This window comes from Phenylobacterium sp. (assembly GCF_965229015.1).
GTDB lineage: Bacteria > Pseudomonadota > Alphaproteobacteria > Caulobacterales > Caulobacteraceae > Phenylobacterium.
Map to the genome: position 1 here is coordinate 2,259,838 of NZ_CBDDIM010000001.1, position 16,371 is coordinate 2,276,208.

At 70.0% G+C, this 16,371-nt stretch carries 14 protein-coding genes; 7 read left to right on the forward strand and 7 right to left on the reverse strand.

What is annotated here, in order from left to right; genetic code table 11:
• The first annotated feature begins 88 nt into the window (after positions 1 to 88).
• Entirely contained in the window at positions 89 to 472 is a 384-nt protein-coding gene (locus tag ACO06I_RS11390) for a DUF4282 domain-containing protein (RefSeq protein ID WP_421932685.1), read from the forward strand.
• A gap of 1 nt (position 473) precedes the next feature.
• On the opposite strand, the gene ACO06I_RS11395 is transcribed toward ACO06I_RS11390, so the two are convergent.
• The 6 genes from ACO06I_RS11395 to ACO06I_RS11420 form a co-directional block, all read right to left on the reverse strand.
• The gene (locus ACO06I_RS11395) at positions 474 to 1,517 is read right to left on the reverse strand and encodes an endo-1,4-beta-xylanase (protein WP_421932686.1); all 1,044 of its coding nucleotides are present in this window, start codon (positions 1,515 to 1,517) and stop codon (positions 474 to 476) included.
• On the reverse strand, positions 1,514 to 1,927 hold the full coding sequence (locus ACO06I_RS11400; protein ID WP_421932687.1) for a flagellar FliJ family protein: 414 nt from the start codon (positions 1,925 to 1,927) through the stop codon (positions 1,514 to 1,516). Before ACO06I_RS11400 ends, ACO06I_RS11395 begins: the two co-directional genes overlap by 4 nt.
• A complete protein-coding gene (gene fliI / locus ACO06I_RS11405; RefSeq protein ID WP_421932688.1) occupies positions 1,924 to 3,261 on the reverse strand; it encodes a flagellar protein export ATPase FliI in 1,338 nt (445 codons plus the stop codon). Before fliI ends, ACO06I_RS11400 begins: the two co-directional genes overlap by 4 nt.
• 68 nt (positions 3,262 to 3,329) lie before the next feature.
• Positions 3,330 to 4,439: an alkaline phosphatase family protein gene (locus tag ACO06I_RS11410; RefSeq protein ID WP_421932689.1), complete on the reverse strand. Its 1,110-nt coding sequence runs from the start codon at positions 4,437 to 4,439 to the stop codon at positions 3,330 to 3,332.
• A 65-nt stretch (positions 4,440 to 4,504) separates the two neighbouring features.
• A complete protein-coding gene (locus tag ACO06I_RS11415) occupies positions 4,505 to 6,811 on the reverse strand; it encodes a TonB-dependent receptor (protein ID WP_421932690.1) in 2,307 nt (768 codons plus the stop codon).
• A 167-nt stretch (positions 6,812 to 6,978) separates the two neighbouring features.
• Entirely contained in the window at positions 6,979 to 7,383 is a 405-nt protein-coding gene (locus ACO06I_RS11420) for a hypothetical protein (protein ID WP_421932691.1), read from the reverse strand.
• Positions 7,384 to 7,897: 514 nt separating this feature from the next.
• Between ACO06I_RS11420 and ctrA the strand changes: the two genes are divergently transcribed.
• The 6 genes from ctrA (at position 7,898) to ACO06I_RS11450 (ending at position 16,078) form a co-directional block, all read left to right on the forward strand.
• A complete protein-coding gene (ctrA, locus tag ACO06I_RS11425) occupies positions 7,898 to 8,593 on the forward strand; it encodes a response regulator transcription factor CtrA (protein ID WP_293494050.1) in 696 nt (231 codons plus the stop codon).
• A gap of 165 nt (positions 8,594 to 8,758) precedes the next feature.
• Positions 8,759 to 11,155, forward strand: coding sequence for a M20/M25/M40 family metallo-hydrolase (locus ACO06I_RS11430; protein ID WP_421932692.1), 2,397 nt, complete (start codon positions 8,759 to 8,761; stop codon positions 11,153 to 11,155).
• A gap of 23 nt (positions 11,156 to 11,178) precedes the next feature.
• On the forward strand, positions 11,179 to 11,529 hold the full coding sequence (gene arsC, locus ACO06I_RS11435) for an arsenate reductase (glutaredoxin) (protein WP_421932693.1): 351 nt from the start codon (positions 11,179 to 11,181) through the stop codon (positions 11,527 to 11,529).
• Between the two features lie 234 nt (positions 11,530 to 11,763).
• Positions 11,764 to 13,149 (forward strand): peptidoglycan DD-metalloendopeptidase family protein, encoded by a 1,386-nt coding sequence (locus ACO06I_RS11440; protein WP_421932694.1) that lies wholly within the window; start codon positions 11,764 to 11,766, stop codon positions 13,147 to 13,149.
• A 59-nt stretch (positions 13,150 to 13,208) separates the two neighbouring features.
• Positions 13,209 to 14,441 carry a TetR/AcrR family transcriptional regulator gene (locus tag ACO06I_RS11445; protein ID WP_421932695.1) on the forward strand — a complete coding sequence of 411 codons (1,233 nt, stop codon included), beginning with the start codon at positions 13,209 to 13,211 and terminating at the stop codon, positions 14,439 to 14,441.
• 107 nt (positions 14,442 to 14,548) lie between these two features.
• Positions 14,549 to 16,078 carry a carboxylesterase/lipase family protein gene (locus ACO06I_RS11450; protein WP_421932696.1) on the forward strand — a complete coding sequence of 510 codons (1,530 nt, stop codon included), beginning with the start codon at positions 14,549 to 14,551 and terminating at the stop codon, positions 16,076 to 16,078.
• On the opposite strand, the gene ACO06I_RS11455 is transcribed toward ACO06I_RS11450, so the two are convergent.
• Positions 16,075 to 16,218: a hypothetical protein gene (locus tag ACO06I_RS11455; RefSeq protein ID WP_421932697.1), complete on the reverse strand. Its 144-nt coding sequence runs from the start codon at positions 16,216 to 16,218 to the stop codon at positions 16,075 to 16,077. The genes ACO06I_RS11450 and ACO06I_RS11455 overlap by 4 nt on opposite strands.
• Positions 16,219 to 16,371: the final 153 nt, after the last annotated feature.

The following is a 16,371-nucleotide window of genomic DNA, read 5'->3' on the forward strand; positions in this document are numbered from 1 at the left end:
CACAGCGCGTGGGCCGTTGCCGAGGCGCATTTCGACTGGTAGCGGTTTCGCCCACGGGGCGATTGTCGGCTCCGAGCTTGGACATCGCATGCGGCCATCCAAACCCAACCCCCGGCGCGGCGTCGGCGCGAGCCTGTTCTGGGATCTGCTGACGTTCGAGCGGCTGATGACCAACCAGGTCATTCACCTGATCTACTGGGCGGGCCTGGGGGTCATCGCCCTGATCGCCTTCGGGTTCATCGGCACCGCGGTGGGGGTCGCCCTGCGCGAGGAGCTGTTCATGGGGGTGCTGCTGGCCGTCAGCGTGCTGGTGGGCGGCTTCCTGGTGGTGGGCGCCCTGGTGCTGCTGTGGCGGTCGTTCTGCGAACTCTATGTGGCCCTGTTCCGCCTCAGCGACGACCTGCACGCCATCCGCCAGGCGGCGGACGCCGAGCATTCCGTCCGGGCCCCGCCGCCTCCGCCTCAGCGGTAGGTCAGCCCAACCCCTGCACCCAGGCCGCTGCGGCGGCCTTCGGGCGGCCATTCACATCGAACAGCAGGGGCGCGTCCGACGCGTCCTCGCGTTTGCGCCAGGATTCCCGGTCGCGCAGCCCCCACATCGTGAAGGCGAACTGCTGGCGGGCCGGCAGGGCGGAATAGGCCTCGGCGGCCTCGCGATAGAGGTCGGCCTGGCGGGTCAGGCGCTCGGCGCGGCTGCCACCCTCCTGCAGGGAGACGTCCATCTCCGAGATGTGGATCGGCAGGCCCAGCGAAGCGAGGTCGGCGATGGCCGCCTTGATCAGCCCCTTCTGGTCGCCGGCGGCCAGGTGGGTCTGGGTGCCCAGCCCCCCCAGCGGGGCGCCCGCCTTCAGCAGGGTCTCGGCCAGCTTCAGGAAGGCCCGGCGCTTCTCGGGATGGGTCTCGAGGAAGAAATCATTGAGGAACAGGACGGCGTCGGGGTCGGCTTCACGGGCGTGCTGGAAGGCCAGGACGATGTGTTCGAGCTTGCCGAGCCTCCGGGCCCACAGGCTGTCGCGGATGCCGCCGCCGTCGTCCTCGACGGTCTCGTTGACGACGTCCCAGCCCACCGCCTGGCCGCGATAACGGCCCACCACGGCGAGGATGTAGTTGCGATAGGCGTCGGCGAACCGCACCCGGCTCTCGTCGAGATTGGCGAAGGCGCCCGGCGGCTGGTCGTACCAGACCAGGGTATGGCCGAAGAGGCGCAGGCCGTGGGTCCTGGCGAAGGCGGCGATCTGGTCGGGGCCGTCGAAGCGGAAGGAGCCGTCCGGCTGGCAGATGTACTCCATCTTCATCTCCCACTCCGGCGTGAGCTGGGAGACCTGCTCCACCACCAGGCGGGCCAGTTCGGGGTCCTGCAGATGAACCGCCTGGATACAGGCGCCCACCGGGAAGCGGGCGATGCTCTTCAGGGGCGGCAGGCTGATGGGGGCGGGCTGGGCGTCGGCCCGGCGGTTGCAGGCGCCGAGCGCCAGGGCCGAACCGACAAAGGCGCGCCGGTGAAGCCCGGGACTCATCGGGCGCCCGCCGCGCGCCTCAGGCCCAGTTCGTCGAGGGCGGCGGTCTCCTGGCGGGCGACCTCCTTGCGGCGGGTCAGGGCGATGCCCTCGGCCACCAGCTCGTATTTCTTCTGCTCCTCGAAGGCCAGGGACAGGGCGTCGCGCGCGCCGGCCTCCTCGACGGCGATCAGCTTGATCTCCTCGTGGACGGCGGCCTTGCGCATGCGCAGGCCCTCCAGGAAGCCCACCTGGTACCAGCCGTGCTCGGCGTCGGCGCGGGCCCGCAGGGATTCCGCCTCCCCCTCGGCCTCCAGCATCACCAGCTTCATCTCGGCGGCCATCCGGCGGTCGGAGATCTCGCCCAGGCGCTTTTGCAGGATCTCGACCTCGTAGGTCGAAAGCTTGATCAGACTGTCGGCCCAACTCACGCGGCTTCACCCATCAATATCTGCGCCAGGAGGTCGAAGCTTTCGTCGAGGCTCGTGGCCTCGTCCTTGTCCTGGCCAAGGAAGGCTTCCAGTTGCGGATTGAGCGCGATGGCCCGGTCGACCGCGGGATCGGCGCCGGTGCGGTAGGCGCCGATGCGGATCAGCTCCTCCATGTTGGCGTAGGCCGAGAGGGTCTGGCGGGCGTTGGTGACGATCTGCCGTTCGTGCGGCAGCTGGCAGCCGGGCATTGTCCGGCTGATGGACTTCAGCACATTGATGGCCGGGAAGCGGCCGCGCTCGGCGATGGCGCGCTCCATGACGATGTGGCCGTCGAGGATGCCGCGCACGGCGTCGGCGATGGGCTCGTTGTGGTCGTCGCCGTCCACCAGCACGGTGAAGATGCCGGTGATCGGCCCCGCCGTGGTGCCGTCCGGTCGCACCGGCCCGGGCCCGGCGCGCTCCAGCAGCTTGGGCAGCTCGGTGAAGACGGTGGGGGTGTAGCCCTTGGTGGTGGGGGGCTCGCCGGCGGCCAGCCCGATCTCGCGCTGGGCCATGGCGAAGCGGGTGACGCTGTCCATCATGCACAGGACCTCGAGGTCCTGGTCGCGGAGGAACTCGGCGATGGCCAGCGTCATGTAGGCGGCCTGGCGGCGCTTCAGGGCCGGCTCGTCGGAGGTTGCCACCACGACGATGGCCCGCTTAAGGCCCTCCTCGCCGAGGGTCTCCTCGATGAATTCGCGGACCTCACGGCCCCGCTCGCCGATCAGCCCCACCACGACGGCGTCGCAGTCGGCCTCCTTGGCCAGCATGGAGAGCAGCACCGACTTGCCGACGCCGGAGCCGGCGAAGACGCCGAGGCGCTGGCCGCGGCAGCAGGTGGTGAAGACGTTCATGGACCGGACCCCCAGGTCCAGCCGCTCGCCCACCCGGCCGCGCGCGTGGGCGGCGGGCGGGGCGGCGCGCAGGGGGTAGCCGACGGGGCCCTGGGGCAGGGGTCCGAGACCGTCGATGGGCTCGCCGAAGGCGTCGATGACCCGGCCGAGCCAGGCCCGCGTCGGACGCACGGCCGAACCCATGGGGTCGATGCGGATCTCGGCCCCCGGGGCCACGCCCTCGACGGGGCCGAAGGGCATCAGCAGGGCGCGGGTCTCGCGGAAGCCCACGACCTCGGCCTGCAGGGGTTTGTCGGCCCGGCGCTCGATCTCGGCCCGAGCCCCCACCGACAGCCGCGTCAGCCCGCCACGGGCCTCGATCAGCAGGCCGTTCACGGCCGCCACGCGGCCGCAGACGGTCAGCGGATCGATCCGCTCGACGGCGGCGACGAGGTTACGCAAAGGGTCACTCCGGAGCGCGGTTCAGCCCCACCAGAATCCGCCCTGCGGCCTTAACTTCGGATGAAGATTCAAGGCTGCGACACCCTGCCCGCGGCCTTGAAGATCGGCAGCGGCGCGCCCGCGGCGGGGTCGAAGGCTTTCCAGTCCAGCCCCAGCGCCTGGAGCCCCGTGGCGGCCACCTGGTTGGCGCCCGCGCAGTCCTTGGACGGGGCCGTCTGGGGCGCGATCCCGGGGCCGATGGCGGCGATCCAGGTCTGGTCGGAGCCGGGCCATTGCGGCTTGCCGTGGCTCTTCCAGGCGATCGTCCGCTCGTCGGTCCCGCGGCCGTGGTCGGTGGTGACGATCAGGGTGGTCTTGCCGGCATAGGCCGGGTCGGCCTGCAGGGCGGCCCAGAGCTCGCCGAGGAAGCCGTCGGTGCGGCGGGCGGCGATCAGGGTCTGGTCGTAGAGGCCCTCATGGGCGAAGTCGTCGGTCTCGCCGTAGGAGACGAACAGCACCCGGGGCTTGTCGTGCTTCAGGGTCTCCAGGGCGTACCCGTGGGTGAAGAGGTCGAACCGCACCCCCGCCCAACGGCGCGGGGTCTGGCCCTGCAGTCGGGCCAGGGTCACCTCCGTCGGCGTGCGCGAGGCCGGGGTCCCCCAGCCGGCGTTGACCGGCAGCTTGCTGCGGGCGGCCGCCAGGATGTCGTCGAAGACGTTCCAGGAGGCCACGGCGCGGACCTTGCCGCGGAACTCGGGACGCCCGTTCAGCCACTCCAGGACGGTGACGTTCTTGCTGAGGCCATGCTCGTTGGACTTGATCGCGGGATCGACGCGGCCGGTGAGGATCTCGTTGTAGCCGGGATAGGAGAACCACATGTCGTTGGTCACCGCCGCGCAGCCCCCGTGGTCGCGGTCCCCCAGCAGGACGCCCTGCCGGGCCACCACGTCGTGCAGGAAGGGGGTCAGGGCGCGGGGGCGGTCGGGGACCTCCACGAACCGCGCCTTCAGGGCCGCGGGGTCCTCGACGAAGGTCTTATCGGCGGCGCGGACCGGGTCGGCGCCGCGAAACACCTCCTGCCAGCTCAGCCCGTCCACCGTCACCAGCACCAGGCGATGATCGAGGTCCCTGGCCAGGGCCGGGCCGGCGGCGGCGAGGGCCAGGGCGAAGGCCGCGATCAGCAGGCGTCGCAGGGTCATGGGGGGCTCCCGGAGTTCGAAAAGAGGAGCCGGGCGCGGCGGCCCGGCTCCAGTTCGGGGATAGACTAGAAGGTCTTGCGGACCGTGACGAAGACCTGCCGCGGCGCGCCGGCGAGCAGGGTCTGGCTGTCGCCGCGAATGGCGAAGCCGTTGGAGTCGATGGTGGAGATATAGGCCTCGTCGAACAGGTTGCTGACGTTGAGCTGCAGCTCCAGGCCCTCCAGCATCGGGGAGCCGGAGAACCGGTAGCCCAGGGTCAGCTCGGCCAGGGTCTGGGAGGGAACGCCGCGGTCGTTCTCGTAGGTGAAGAAGCGCTCGCTCAGATAGGACAGGCCGAACTTCCCGAACAGCGACCCGTTGTCGTAGTTCAGCTCGGCCTTGAAGAGGTTCTCCGGCGTGTCGACGGTGGTCTTGCCGGCGGTGCGGGCGACGATGACGCCGTTGCCGTCGCGGGTGTCCTCGTCATAGGTCGAGTCATTGTAGGCGTAGGAGGCGAACAGCGACCAGTCGGGGGCGAAGTTCCAGTCCCCGGCGGCCTCGAAGCCCTTGGCCGTCACCCCCCCGACATTGGACAGCACCGCCGGATTGCCCTGGATGCCCGAGCCCACGGCGACGCCGAACAGGCGGTTCTTGAACTGCACGTGGTAGAGGGCGATCACCCCTTGGAAGTCCGGCGTCTTGTAGCGCCAGCCGGCCTCGAAGGTCTGGGAGAGTTCCGGCTTCAGCTTGTCCTTGATGGCGTTGAAACCGGCCTGGGTGGTGGAGAACGGACCCGAGGTGCCCGAGCTGGCGAAGGCCCGCATATTCTCCGAATAGCCGGCGAAGAACTGGCTGTCGGGGGTCAGGTCGTAGCGGACCCCGATCTGCGGCAGGAAGTTCTCCTCGGCCTTGATCGTCCCGGTCTTGTTGGCGCCCACCACGGTGGTGGCCTCGTTCTCAACCGACAGCGACTTGAAGCCGAAGTTCACCGCCAGGGCCCCGCTGATCGACCAGGTGTCGGAGAGGTAGAACTTCCGCGTGGTGGTCTTGAAGTCGTACTCCCAGTCGGTGCGGAAGGCGCCCGACTGCATCTCCAGCATGTCCCGCGAGAACGCGCTGCGGTTCAGGGCGTAGAAGCGCCGGGCCTGGGTGAAGTCGTTGTCCTCGTACCAGAAGCCGCCCTCGATCTCATGGCCGCCGAGGGTCAGGGTGGCGCCGGCCACCAGGCCGCGACGGTTGATGTCGTACTCGGTGGTGCGGATCGAGAGGGGCGAGTCATTGGTCGTGGCCCCGGCGACGCCATAGTTGGGCGAGGGGACGTAGGGCGTGACCCACAGGCCCTGGCCCTCGTTGGTGTGGCCATAGGCGGTGGCCTTGACCCGCAGGGCCTCGGTGATGGGCATGTCCAGGGTCACGGCGCCGATCAGGTCGTCGCGCAGGCCCGAGGCGTCGTAATAGGCGTCGTCCGGGCTGACGATCTTGCCCGGATAGACGGTCCCATAGGCGGGGAACCTGGGCGTGACGCCCGTGTCGCCCCGGTTGTTGCCGATCTCCGCCACCTGTATGGCGCCGGCGTAGTTGGGAGCGAAGTTGTCCCAGCTCAGGCCCAGGCGGCTGATCATCTCCAGGGACAGGTCCTGGTAGTCGTTCTCCTGGCGGGTCGACCAGTTGACCCAGCCGGTGAGCGAGCCCTCGCCGATGGGCTGGACGGCCTTGAAGTTGACCTGGGTCTGGCGTTGCGTGCCGTCGCCCTTCCACTTGCCGGCGGTGTTGTAGGAGTAGCTCAGATAGCCGCGCGCGCCGCTGGCCAGCTCGCCGCTGTCGAGGCGGACGAAGCCGCGATAGGTGTCGTTGGAGCCGGCGGTGGCCGCGGCCAGGACCGCGAACTCGGCCGAGGGATCGCGGGAGCGGAATTGCAGCGAGCCCCCCAGGTCGCTCACCGAGGCGACCCCCAGGGCGCCCGCGCCCTGGGCCAGGGTCGCCTGGCCGACGTTCTCGCCGGCGATGGCGCGGGAGATGTGCAGGCCGTTGTGGTTGCCGTAGGTCATGTCCCCCAGCGGCACGTCGTCCAGGGTGAAGCCGAGGCGGTTGCGGTCGAAACCGCGGATGGAGATCCGCGAGGACCACTCATAGGCGCCGAAGGGGTCGGCCGACTGCAGGTTCACATTGGGCAGCTTCTCGACCATCTTCAGCGGGCTGGCGCCGGCCACCTCGAGCTGGAGGTCCGAGCCATCGACAGTCTGGACCTGCCGGGCCTCGCCGCGGCCAAAGACGACAAGCTCCTCCACCGCGCCCGTTTCCACCGCGTCAGCGGCGGCCTCGGCGGCCATGGCGTTCGTCCAGCCGAACAGAATGACGCCCAGCGCGGCGCCGGCGAGAAGATGACGTTTCATGGTTGCCCCCAGTCGGTCGGGACCGCCCGTTGCGGTTCCGGCGAGGTGGGGTAGCAGCGCTTTTTAACGGCCAAGCTTCAGGAGCGTGACGTTCCCCCCACAGCTCCATGACAGGAAGGGCGGGCAGGCCCGGCGGCCGAGGTCACGCTGCCGCGGCCGCCGAGAGGTCAGCCGGCTCGGCGCAGGCCGGCGGCGATGCGCGCGGCGGCCTTGGGATAGCGCGCGGCGAGCCTGGCGGTGTTGAAGGGATGGCGGGCGGCGGCCTTGATCAGCGCCGGGCGGGCGGCGCGAACCAGGATGGGCCGCGCGGTGCGGACGATGGCGCCGCGGCCGGCGAGGGCGGCGATCCCGCCGATCACCAGGCCGCCGAGGGCCAGGGTCAGGATCGGATGCTTGCGGATCTGCTCGCGCAGGGTGGGCTTGGCGGCGGGGGCGACCCCGGCCAGGGGATCGCCGGTGACCGCGTCGTTGGCCGCGGCGCCCTGCAGGACGCCGGCGCTCGCCTCGAGGGGCTCATTGAGCACGGGGGCCAGGGCGAGGGCGTCGTTGGCGGACTTGGACGGCGTGGGCATGGGAATGTCCTTCAAGGGTTCGCCCGTGCAAACTCTCCAGCCGCTTCCCTGTTCCGTCGACGCGGCCGCCGAAGCCCCCAGATCAGCCCCTTTCTTAAGGATGCGTCGTTCGGACGCGGCGGAGGCCGAAAGACAAGGCGCCGCGCATTTCCGCGCCGCGCCGCGCCGCGCCGCGAGGTCGAGACGGCGGCCCCCGGGCGCGCCGGGGCGGACCCAAACCGTTGAAGGGACTCAGGCTTCCCGCGGCCTCCACGCCGCCGGGGCCTTCTGGCGCGGATCGGCCCCCGACGCCCGAAGCAGGGTGGAGCCTGTCCAATCACAAAAGATTCAACAGCGCCGCGACTCCCGGTTCCGAGGCCGCGCTTGCTGGTGATTCCGAAATCGAGTTAACGATTCGGTCAGAGGCCTTTCACTATTAACCGGTCTTAAATTAACTCGCTGGCAAGCTAGCCGTGAGGGACGACGTGGATTCCGAAGAATCCAATCTTAGGCGCGGGCGGTTCAGGAGAATTTTATGCGCGTACTGTTGATCGAGGACGACAGCGCCACCGCGCAGAGCATCGAGTTGATGCTCAAGTCGGAAGGCTTCAACGTCTATACGACGGACCTCGGTGAAGAGGGCGTGGATCTGGGCAAGATCTACGACTACGACCTGATCCTTCTGGACCTCAACCTGCCCGACATGAGCGGCATGGACGTGCTGCGCACGCTGCGGGTCGGCAAGATCAACACCCCGATCATGATCCTCTCGGGCTCGGCCGAGATCGACACCAAGGTCAAGACGTTCGGCGCCGGCGGCGACGACTACATGACCAAGCCCTTCCACAAGGATGAGCTGGTGGCCCGCATCCACGCCGTGGTCCGCCGCTCCAAGGGTCACGCCCAATCGGTCATCAAGACCGGCGACATCACCGTCAACCTCGACGCCAAGACCGTCGAAGTGAACTCCAGCCGCGTTCACCTGACCGGCAAGGAATACCAGATGCTGGAGCTGCTCTCGCTCCGCAAGGGCACGACCCTCACCAAGGAAATGTTCCTCAACCACCTCTATGGCGGCATGGACGAGCCCGAGTTGAAGATCATCGACGTGTTCATCTGCAAGCTGCGCAAGAAGCTGGCCGCGGCCGCCGACGGCAAGCACCACATCGAAACCGTCTGGGGCCGCGGCTACGTGCTGCGCGACCCCCAAGAGAGCGCTGTCGCGGCCTAGTCAAAAGAACGCCGCCAAGCACTCCACGTCCAGGAATTCGGCAGAGCGCCCGCCCTCACCGGCGGGCGTTTCTGTGTGGGCGCCACCCTGGGTCGCCGCTTTGGGTTTGGCCTGGACCACCTCTGCCGTTAACGTTCCCCGGCCTGACCGCTGGGGAGCGTGACCTTGAGAAAAGATATCGTCCTGGCCGCCGTGTTCGTGGCCGCCCTGATCGTGGCCGTGTGGGCGGGCATGACCCCGCGGCCCCTGGGCCTCGACGCCCCGGCGGGAGCCTTCTCCGCCGGCCGGGCCATGGTCGACGACCGGGTGATCGCCAGGACGCCCCACCCCGTGGGCTCGCCGGCCAATTTCGCGGTCCGCAACCACCTGGTCCAGCGCATGACCGCCCTCGGGCTCGGCCCCCAGGTGCAGCGAGCCGACGCCTTCGAGCAGATTCCGGGCAAGGAGCCCCTGGTGCTGGGCGGGGTGGTGGAGAATGTCGTCGGCGTCCTGCCGGGCGCCGACCGCACCGCCCCGGCGCTCGCCCTGATGGCCCATTATGACAGCGTGCCCGGCTCCCCCGGGGCCGCCGACGACGCCGCCGGGGTCTCCGCGGCCCTGGAGGTGATCCGCGCCATCAAGACCCAGGGAACGCCGGCCCGCGACGTGGTCCTGGTGCTCACCGACGGCGAGGAGGCGGGCCTGCTGGGCGCCACGGCCTTCTTCCAGTCCCATCCCCTGGCCCCACACGTCGGCTTCGTGATCAACATGGAGTCCCGCGGCGGCGGCGGCCGGGCCAACATGTTCGAGACCGCGCCGGAGAACGGCGCCGTGGTGGAGATGTTCCGCAGGGCCTCCCCCTCGCCGGCCTCCAGCTCGCTGATCGTCTATCTCTACAAGCAGCTCCCCAACGACACCGACTTCACCGTGCCGCGCAAGGCCGGGGTCCCGGGGCTGAACTACGCCTTCATCGCCCGGCAGTTCGACTACCACTCCCCGGTCTCCACGCCGGAGAACCTCAGCCAGGGCAGTCTGCAGCACCTGGGCGACGAGGTCCTGGCCACCACCCGCGCGGTCGCCTTCGCCAAGACCCTGCCGGCCAAGGCGCCGGACGCCGTCTACGCCAACACCTTCGGCGGCCACCTGCTGACCTATCCGACCCTGGTCGGCTGGGCGGTGCTGGCGGGGATCGCGGCCCTGATGGCGCTGGCGGTCTGGCGCGCCCGACGGGCCGACGCCTTCGTCCTGGCCGACGTGGCCAAGGGGGTAGGGGCGGCCCTCTATCTGATCCTGACCAGCGCCGTGCTGTTCATGCTGTCACGCTGGGCCACCGGCGCCGGCTTCGGCTTCTACGAGCAGCAGCCCCTGCTGGCCCAGGCCGGCCTGTGGGAGGCGGCCCTGCTGCTGGTGGGGATCGGCGCCATCCTGTTCGCCGCCGCCAGCGTCGGCCGCGGGCGCATGCGCTTGGGCGCCGCAGGCCTGGCCCTGCTGGCCGGGGCGCTCTGCACCGCCCTGTCCGGCTGGAACCTGATCGGCCTGGGCCTGGGGGGCGCCGCGGCCATCATCGCCCTGCTGGCCTTCGGGCGCCCCGCCGGGGTGGCCGGAACCTGGACCGGCGCCCTGGGCCTGGCCTTCGCCGCCGTCCTGGCCCTGCAGGTGGCTGCCCCCACGGCGGCCTTCCTGATCGCCTGGCCGCTCGCCTTCGCCGCCCTGGCCGGGGCGGTGAGCGCCCTGGGGACCTGGCGGCCCGCGGCGGTCACGGTGGTGGTGGGCCTGCTGGCGGCGCTCGCCTTGCAATGGGTGCTGGTCTTCGCTCACGGGGTGTTCGTCGGCATCGACCGGGTGGAGGTCCAAGCCCTGTTCGCCTGGCTCGCCGCCCTGCTGGTCTGGCCCCTGATCCAGGCCGAGCCGGAGGAGACGCGGCCGCGCACCGTGGCCCTGGTGGTCCTGCTCCTGGGGTTCCTGACCGTGGGCCTGGTGCGGGTCCTGCCGCCCTGGAGCGCGCGCCATCCCCAGCCCAGCATCCTGGCCTATGTGGTGGACGGCGCCACCGGCCAGGCCAAGCGCTTCAGCCTGGCGCCGAACCCGCCGGAATGGACCCGCGGCGTGCTGCGGGCCGACGGCGGCCATAGCGTCAAGGACGACGCGCCCGTGGGCTGGCGGACCGAGACCGCCCAGTCGGCTTGGGCCAAGCCGGTCACCCCCGCGCCTCCGTCAGTGGCCCTCGAACGGCTGATCGACGGCTCCCTGCAGGTCAGGATCATCCCCCCCGCCGGCGCGCGGACCGTCGCCCTGGACCTGCGCCCCACCGGCCGCCTCACCGACGCCACGGTCAATGGCCGCCCGGCCAAGATCCTGGCCGAGCCCGGCCAGTGGACCCGCGTCCGCTGGCAGGCGGCGCCCGAGGGCGTGGCCGTCGGCTTCCGCGCCAAGGGCCCCGGCGTCATCGACACCCGCTACGCCGCCGTGACCGAGGCCTGGCCGAAGGACGCCCGCCCCCTTCCCGCCCGACCGCCCAAGGTTTCGGCCAACAACATCTCGGGCGCGACCATCGTCACCGGCGAGCAAAGGTTCACCTGGTGAGATCGGAGGGCTAAAAGGGGCTCATGAGCGACATCACCATCTATCACAACCCCGCCTGCGGCACCTCGCGCAACACCCTGGCCCTGCTGCGGGAAAAGGGCCTGGAGCCCAAGGTCGTGGAGTATCTGAAGGAGGGCTGGACCCGGGACCAGCTGGCGGCCCTCACCAAGGCCATGGGAGTCGGCGCCCACGAGATCCTGCGGGTGCGCGGCACCCAGGCCGACGAACTGGGCCTGAGCGATCCGGCGGCCTCCGACGAGGCCCTGTTCGCTGCGATGATCCTCGACCCGATCCTGGTGAATCGGCCTATTGTGGTCACCCCGAAGGGCGCGGCCCTGTGCCGTCCCGCGGAGTTGGTTCTGGGTCTTCTGTAAGTCGGAGGCGCCGATAAGCAAACGCGATGCGAGGGCGACGATTTCTCGCCGCATTCTCATAAGATGACCTCTGCCCGTGACAATACGACCGGTCCACACGGTCCTCATTCACGGTTAACCAGCGCAGGGCAGAATGGTGCGGCCTGCGTTTTGCTGGCTTACCTGCCAGATGCGCCATTTTGAAGCTAGCTTAAGGCCAAGCTAGGCTAGAGCGTCGTTAGTAACGGGGGCACGATGCACGAGTTCGATCCGCGACGGCCGACCCTTCGTATCGCCCCCCGCCTGCTGGTGGGCGTGGCGGGCTTCGCCGCCCTGGCCCTGGGCTGGAAGCTCACGGCCGCCGAGGCCACCGCCCCGACCCCGCCGCCCCTCGATCCCGCCGCCATCGCCGCCCTGCAGCACACCGCCTTCACCCAGGCCGAGGCCCAGCCCGGCTTCGCGCGTCCTGAGAACATCGCCGTCAAGATCCAGCCCGGCGAGACCTTCGAGGACGCCGTCCTCCGCGCCGGCGTCGCCCCCGACGAGGCGCGTCAGGCCGTCCAGACCCTGGGCGAGGCCATGGACACCGTCCACATCAAGGCCGGCATGGCCTTCGACGCCGCCGTCGCCCGGCCCCGCGGCCAGCGCGGCCCGGCCCGGCTGATCGGCCTGTCCCTGCGCACCGGCCCCGCCACCGCCGTCACCGTCTCGCGCACCTTCGACGGCGCCCTGCGCCTGCGGGAGATGGAAGAGAAGATCCGCGACGAGACCACCGTCGCCCAGGGCGCCATCACCGGTTCGCTCTACGAGAGCGCCTCGCGCCTGGGGGCCACTTCCTCGATCACCGCCCAGATGGTGAAGCTGTTCTCCCACAAGATCGACTTCGACCGCGACATCAAGCCGGGCGACAAGTTCGAACTGGTCTTCGACCGCAAGGTCACCGAGAGCGGCCGCACCGTGGAGACCGGCGACCTGGAATACGCCGAGATCAAGGGCATCCGCTTCTACCGCTTCGTCATGCCCGGCGGCGACGTCGAGTACCTCGATGACGCCGGCAAGAACATCAAGGGCTTCCTGCTGCGCACCCCGGTGGACGGCGCGCGGATGACCTCGACCTTCGGCATGCGCCGCCACCCGATCCTCGGCTTCAACCGCATGCACCAGGGCATCGACTTCGGCGCCGGCATGGGCACCCCCGTCCTGGCCGCCGGCGACGGCGTGGTGGTCGAGGCCCGGCGCTGGGGCGGTTACGGCAACTGGCTGCGCATCCGGCACTCCAACGGCTGGGAGACCGGCTACGGACACCTGTCGCGCTACGCCAAGGGGCTGAAGCCCGGCATGCACGTGCGCCAGGGCCAACTGGTGGCCTATGTGGGCTCCACCGGCGCGTCCACCGGTCCTCACCTGCACTACGAGACCTGGCTCAAGGGCGCGCGGGTCAATCCGATCGGCGTGAAGGTGCCCACCGGCACCGTCCTGGCCGGCGCCCAGCTGGCCGCCTTCCGCGCCAAGAAGGCCCATATCGACCACCTGGTGAACAGCGGCGAGGCCGCCGAGGTCGCCAGGGACGACAAGAGCGAAACCCGCAAGCTGGCCGCGGCCGACACAGACCCGATCAAGGTCGCGGGCCTGCGTCGCTAGGCGGGCGACCGGCAAAGCTCTAACCTCAGGCCTAAGGTCCTGTCGGAGCAGAGGATTCCATGCCGCAAGCCGCCGCCCCGCCAAAGGCCCGCACCCGCTACGCCGCCAAGCGCGAGGCGATCATGGCCGCGGCCACGGCGGTCTTCAACGACCGCGGGGTCTCCGGCTTCACCCTGGCCGCCGTGGCCAAGCGGATGGACCTGCACCCGGTCAGCCTGACCTACTACTTCAAGCGCAAGGAAGACCTGGCCGCCGCGGTCCTGCGCGACACCATCGCGCGCTACGACCTGATGCTGGACGAGGCCTATCTGGAGACCGAGCCGCCCGCCCGGCTGCGCCGGTTCGTGGAGGCCTATTTCGAGGTGCGCCGGCGGATCGCCCTGGGCGAGGCCCCGCCGCTCGCCCCCTTCAGCGAAATCAGCCTGATCGAGGGCGACCAGCAGCAGCCGCTGATGGAAGCCTTCCGCGAGCTCTATGTCCGCATCGGCCGCTTCGCCAAGACGCCGGACATGCCGTGGATGACCCGGCCCCGGCGCACGGCCCTGGCTCGCCTGATCATCGACCAGCTCGGCTGGGCCGACGCCTGGCTGGGTTCCTACGAGCCCGCCGACTATCCGCGGGTCGCCGCCCGCATCGCCGACCTGATGCTGGACGGCATCGCCGGCCGCGATCAACCCTGGCCCGACCTGCCGGTCCTGACCCTGGGCTCGCCCGTGGCGCAGAACGACGAGGTGACCCGCGAGCGCTTCCTGATCGCCGCCACCAACCTGATCAACCGCGAGGGCTATCGCGGCGCCTCCGTGGACAAGATCTCGGCCCAGCTGAACGTCACCAAAGGTTCATTCTACCACCACAACGCCGACAAGGATGAGCTGGCCGCAGCCTGTTTCGAGCGCACCTTCGACCTCATCGACGAAGCCAAGCGCCGCGCCGCCGAGGCCCCGGACGGCTGGAGCCGTGTCTGGCTGGCGGTCTGCTCCCTGATCCTGCACCAGGCCTCCGGCGAGGCCGGCCGCATGCTGCGCCACTACGCCATGGCCGCCGCCCCACCCGCCTCGCGCCGCCGCCTGCGGCTGCGATTCCAGCAGATCGCCCACGCCTTCGCCGGCCAGATCAGCGACGGGATCGCCGACGGCACCCTGCGCCCGGTGGACCCCCTGCTGGCCGCCCAGATGCTTATGGTGGCCTTCAACGGCGCCAACTCCATGGACCCTCGCCACCATCCCGGCTCCACGGATCGGGTGATGGAGGACTATGCCCGGCCGGTCCTCATGGGCGTCTTCATCCCCTGACTGTGATTGCCATCGGCGCGCTTCCGGGCGCAGACTGATCTCCAAGACGAACAGCCTCACGTCCGTACCGCGGGCAAGAATGGGGGCGGCCGGATGGAGGAATGACGATGGCCGACGACCTGGCGCGCGCGCCGCTCACCCGAACCGCGGTGGTCTCCACCAGCAATGGCCCCGTGCGGGGCTATGTCGAGGACGTGCTGCAGGTGTTCAAGGGCCTGCGCTACGGGGCGCCGCCCACGGGCGAGCATCGCTTCAAGCCGCCGCGCCGGCCCGCGCCCTGGACCGAGGTCGCCGAGGCGGTCAGCTATGGCGCCCCGGCCATCCAGTCGGGCATGGGGCCGGGCGAGCGCGGCTCCTCGGCCGGCGATCCCCCGGCGCCGGACGAACCGGCCTCTTCGGAGGACTGTCTGTTCCTCAATGTCTGGACCCCGGGCCTCGATCAGGCCAGGCGGCCGGTGATGGTCTGGCTGCACGGCGGCGGCTTCGCCAACGGGTCGGGCGGGGCCGCCATGTACGACGGCGGCGCCCTGGCGCGGAAGGGCGACGTGGTCACGGTCACCGTCAACCACCGCCTCAACGTCTTCGGCTACCTGGACCTGGGGGAGGCCTTCGGCCCCGACTACGCCCAGTCCGGGGTCGCCGGCATGCTGGACATCGTCCAGGTGCTGGAATGGGTGCGCGACAACATCGAGGCCTTCGGCGGTGATCCGGCCAACGTCACCATCTTCGGCGAGAGCGGCGGCGGCTGGAAGGTCTCCCTGCTGATGGGCATGCCCGGCGCCAAGGGCCTGTTCCACAAGGCCATCGTCCAGTCCGGCCCCGGCCTGCGCGGCGCGGCCAAGGCCGACGCGGCCAAGACCGCCCAGACCCTGCTGGACGCCCTGGAGGTGAAGGACGCCGCGGCGCTGGCGGCCCTGCCCACCGAAGTGATCAGCCGGGCCAGCGTCAAGGTCCCCGGGGACCGCATGCGCAACTTCAGCCCCGTGGTGGACGGCGTCGCCCTGCCCCGCGATCCCTTCGTCCCCGACGCGCCGGTCCTCAGCGCCGACGTCCCGGTGATGATCGGCACCAACAAGGACGAGAGCACCCTGTTCATGATCGGCGACCCGAAGTTCGGGGAGCTGACCGAGGAAGACCTGGCCAAGCGCGCCAAGGCCGCCGCCGGCGACAAGGCCGACGCCCTGGTGGCCGAGCTGCGCAAGGTCCACCCCGACTATTCACCGACCTACCTGGCCAGCGCCGCCCAGACCGCCACCGGGATGTGGCTGGGCTCCATCACGCTGGCCGAACGTAAGGCCGCCCAGCAGGCGGCGCCCGCCTACATGTACATGCTGACCTGGGAGACGCCGGTGTCGCGGGGGCGGCTCAAGTGCCCCCACGCCCTGGAGATCCCGCTGGTGTTCGACAATGTCGAGCGCGCCCGCAACTTCGTGGGCCGCGGCGACGAGCCCCAGGTGGTGGCCGACCAGATGTCCAGCGCGTGGCTGGCCTTCGCCCGCACCGGAAGCCCCAATGCGCCGGATCTGCCGGCCTGGCCCGCCTATGACGTCCAGACCCGGGCCACAATGATCTTCGATGTTGAGAGCAAGATCGTCCAGGACCCCAATCCCGGCGTCCGCAAGGTGCTGCAGGCCTAGTCCTCGTCCTCGTCGCTGGGGAGGGAGTCCAGGATTCGACGGATCAGGGCCGCCTCCGCCAGGATCGGCGGCGGCTCGCCGAACCGTATGCGCCAGATGCACGTCAGGCGCGCCAGCTCAGGGTCGGTCTCGTCAAGCATGTGGGACGCTCCGGAGGGGGACGCCGACTCAAACACCCGTCCCGGGCGTAGGTTTCGCCCGCCGATATTTTATTTGTGGAATACAACTATTTAACCCTAACTCCGCCACGAAAAAGGCCCTCCCGCGGGGGAGGGCCTTGGACGTTCTGGTCG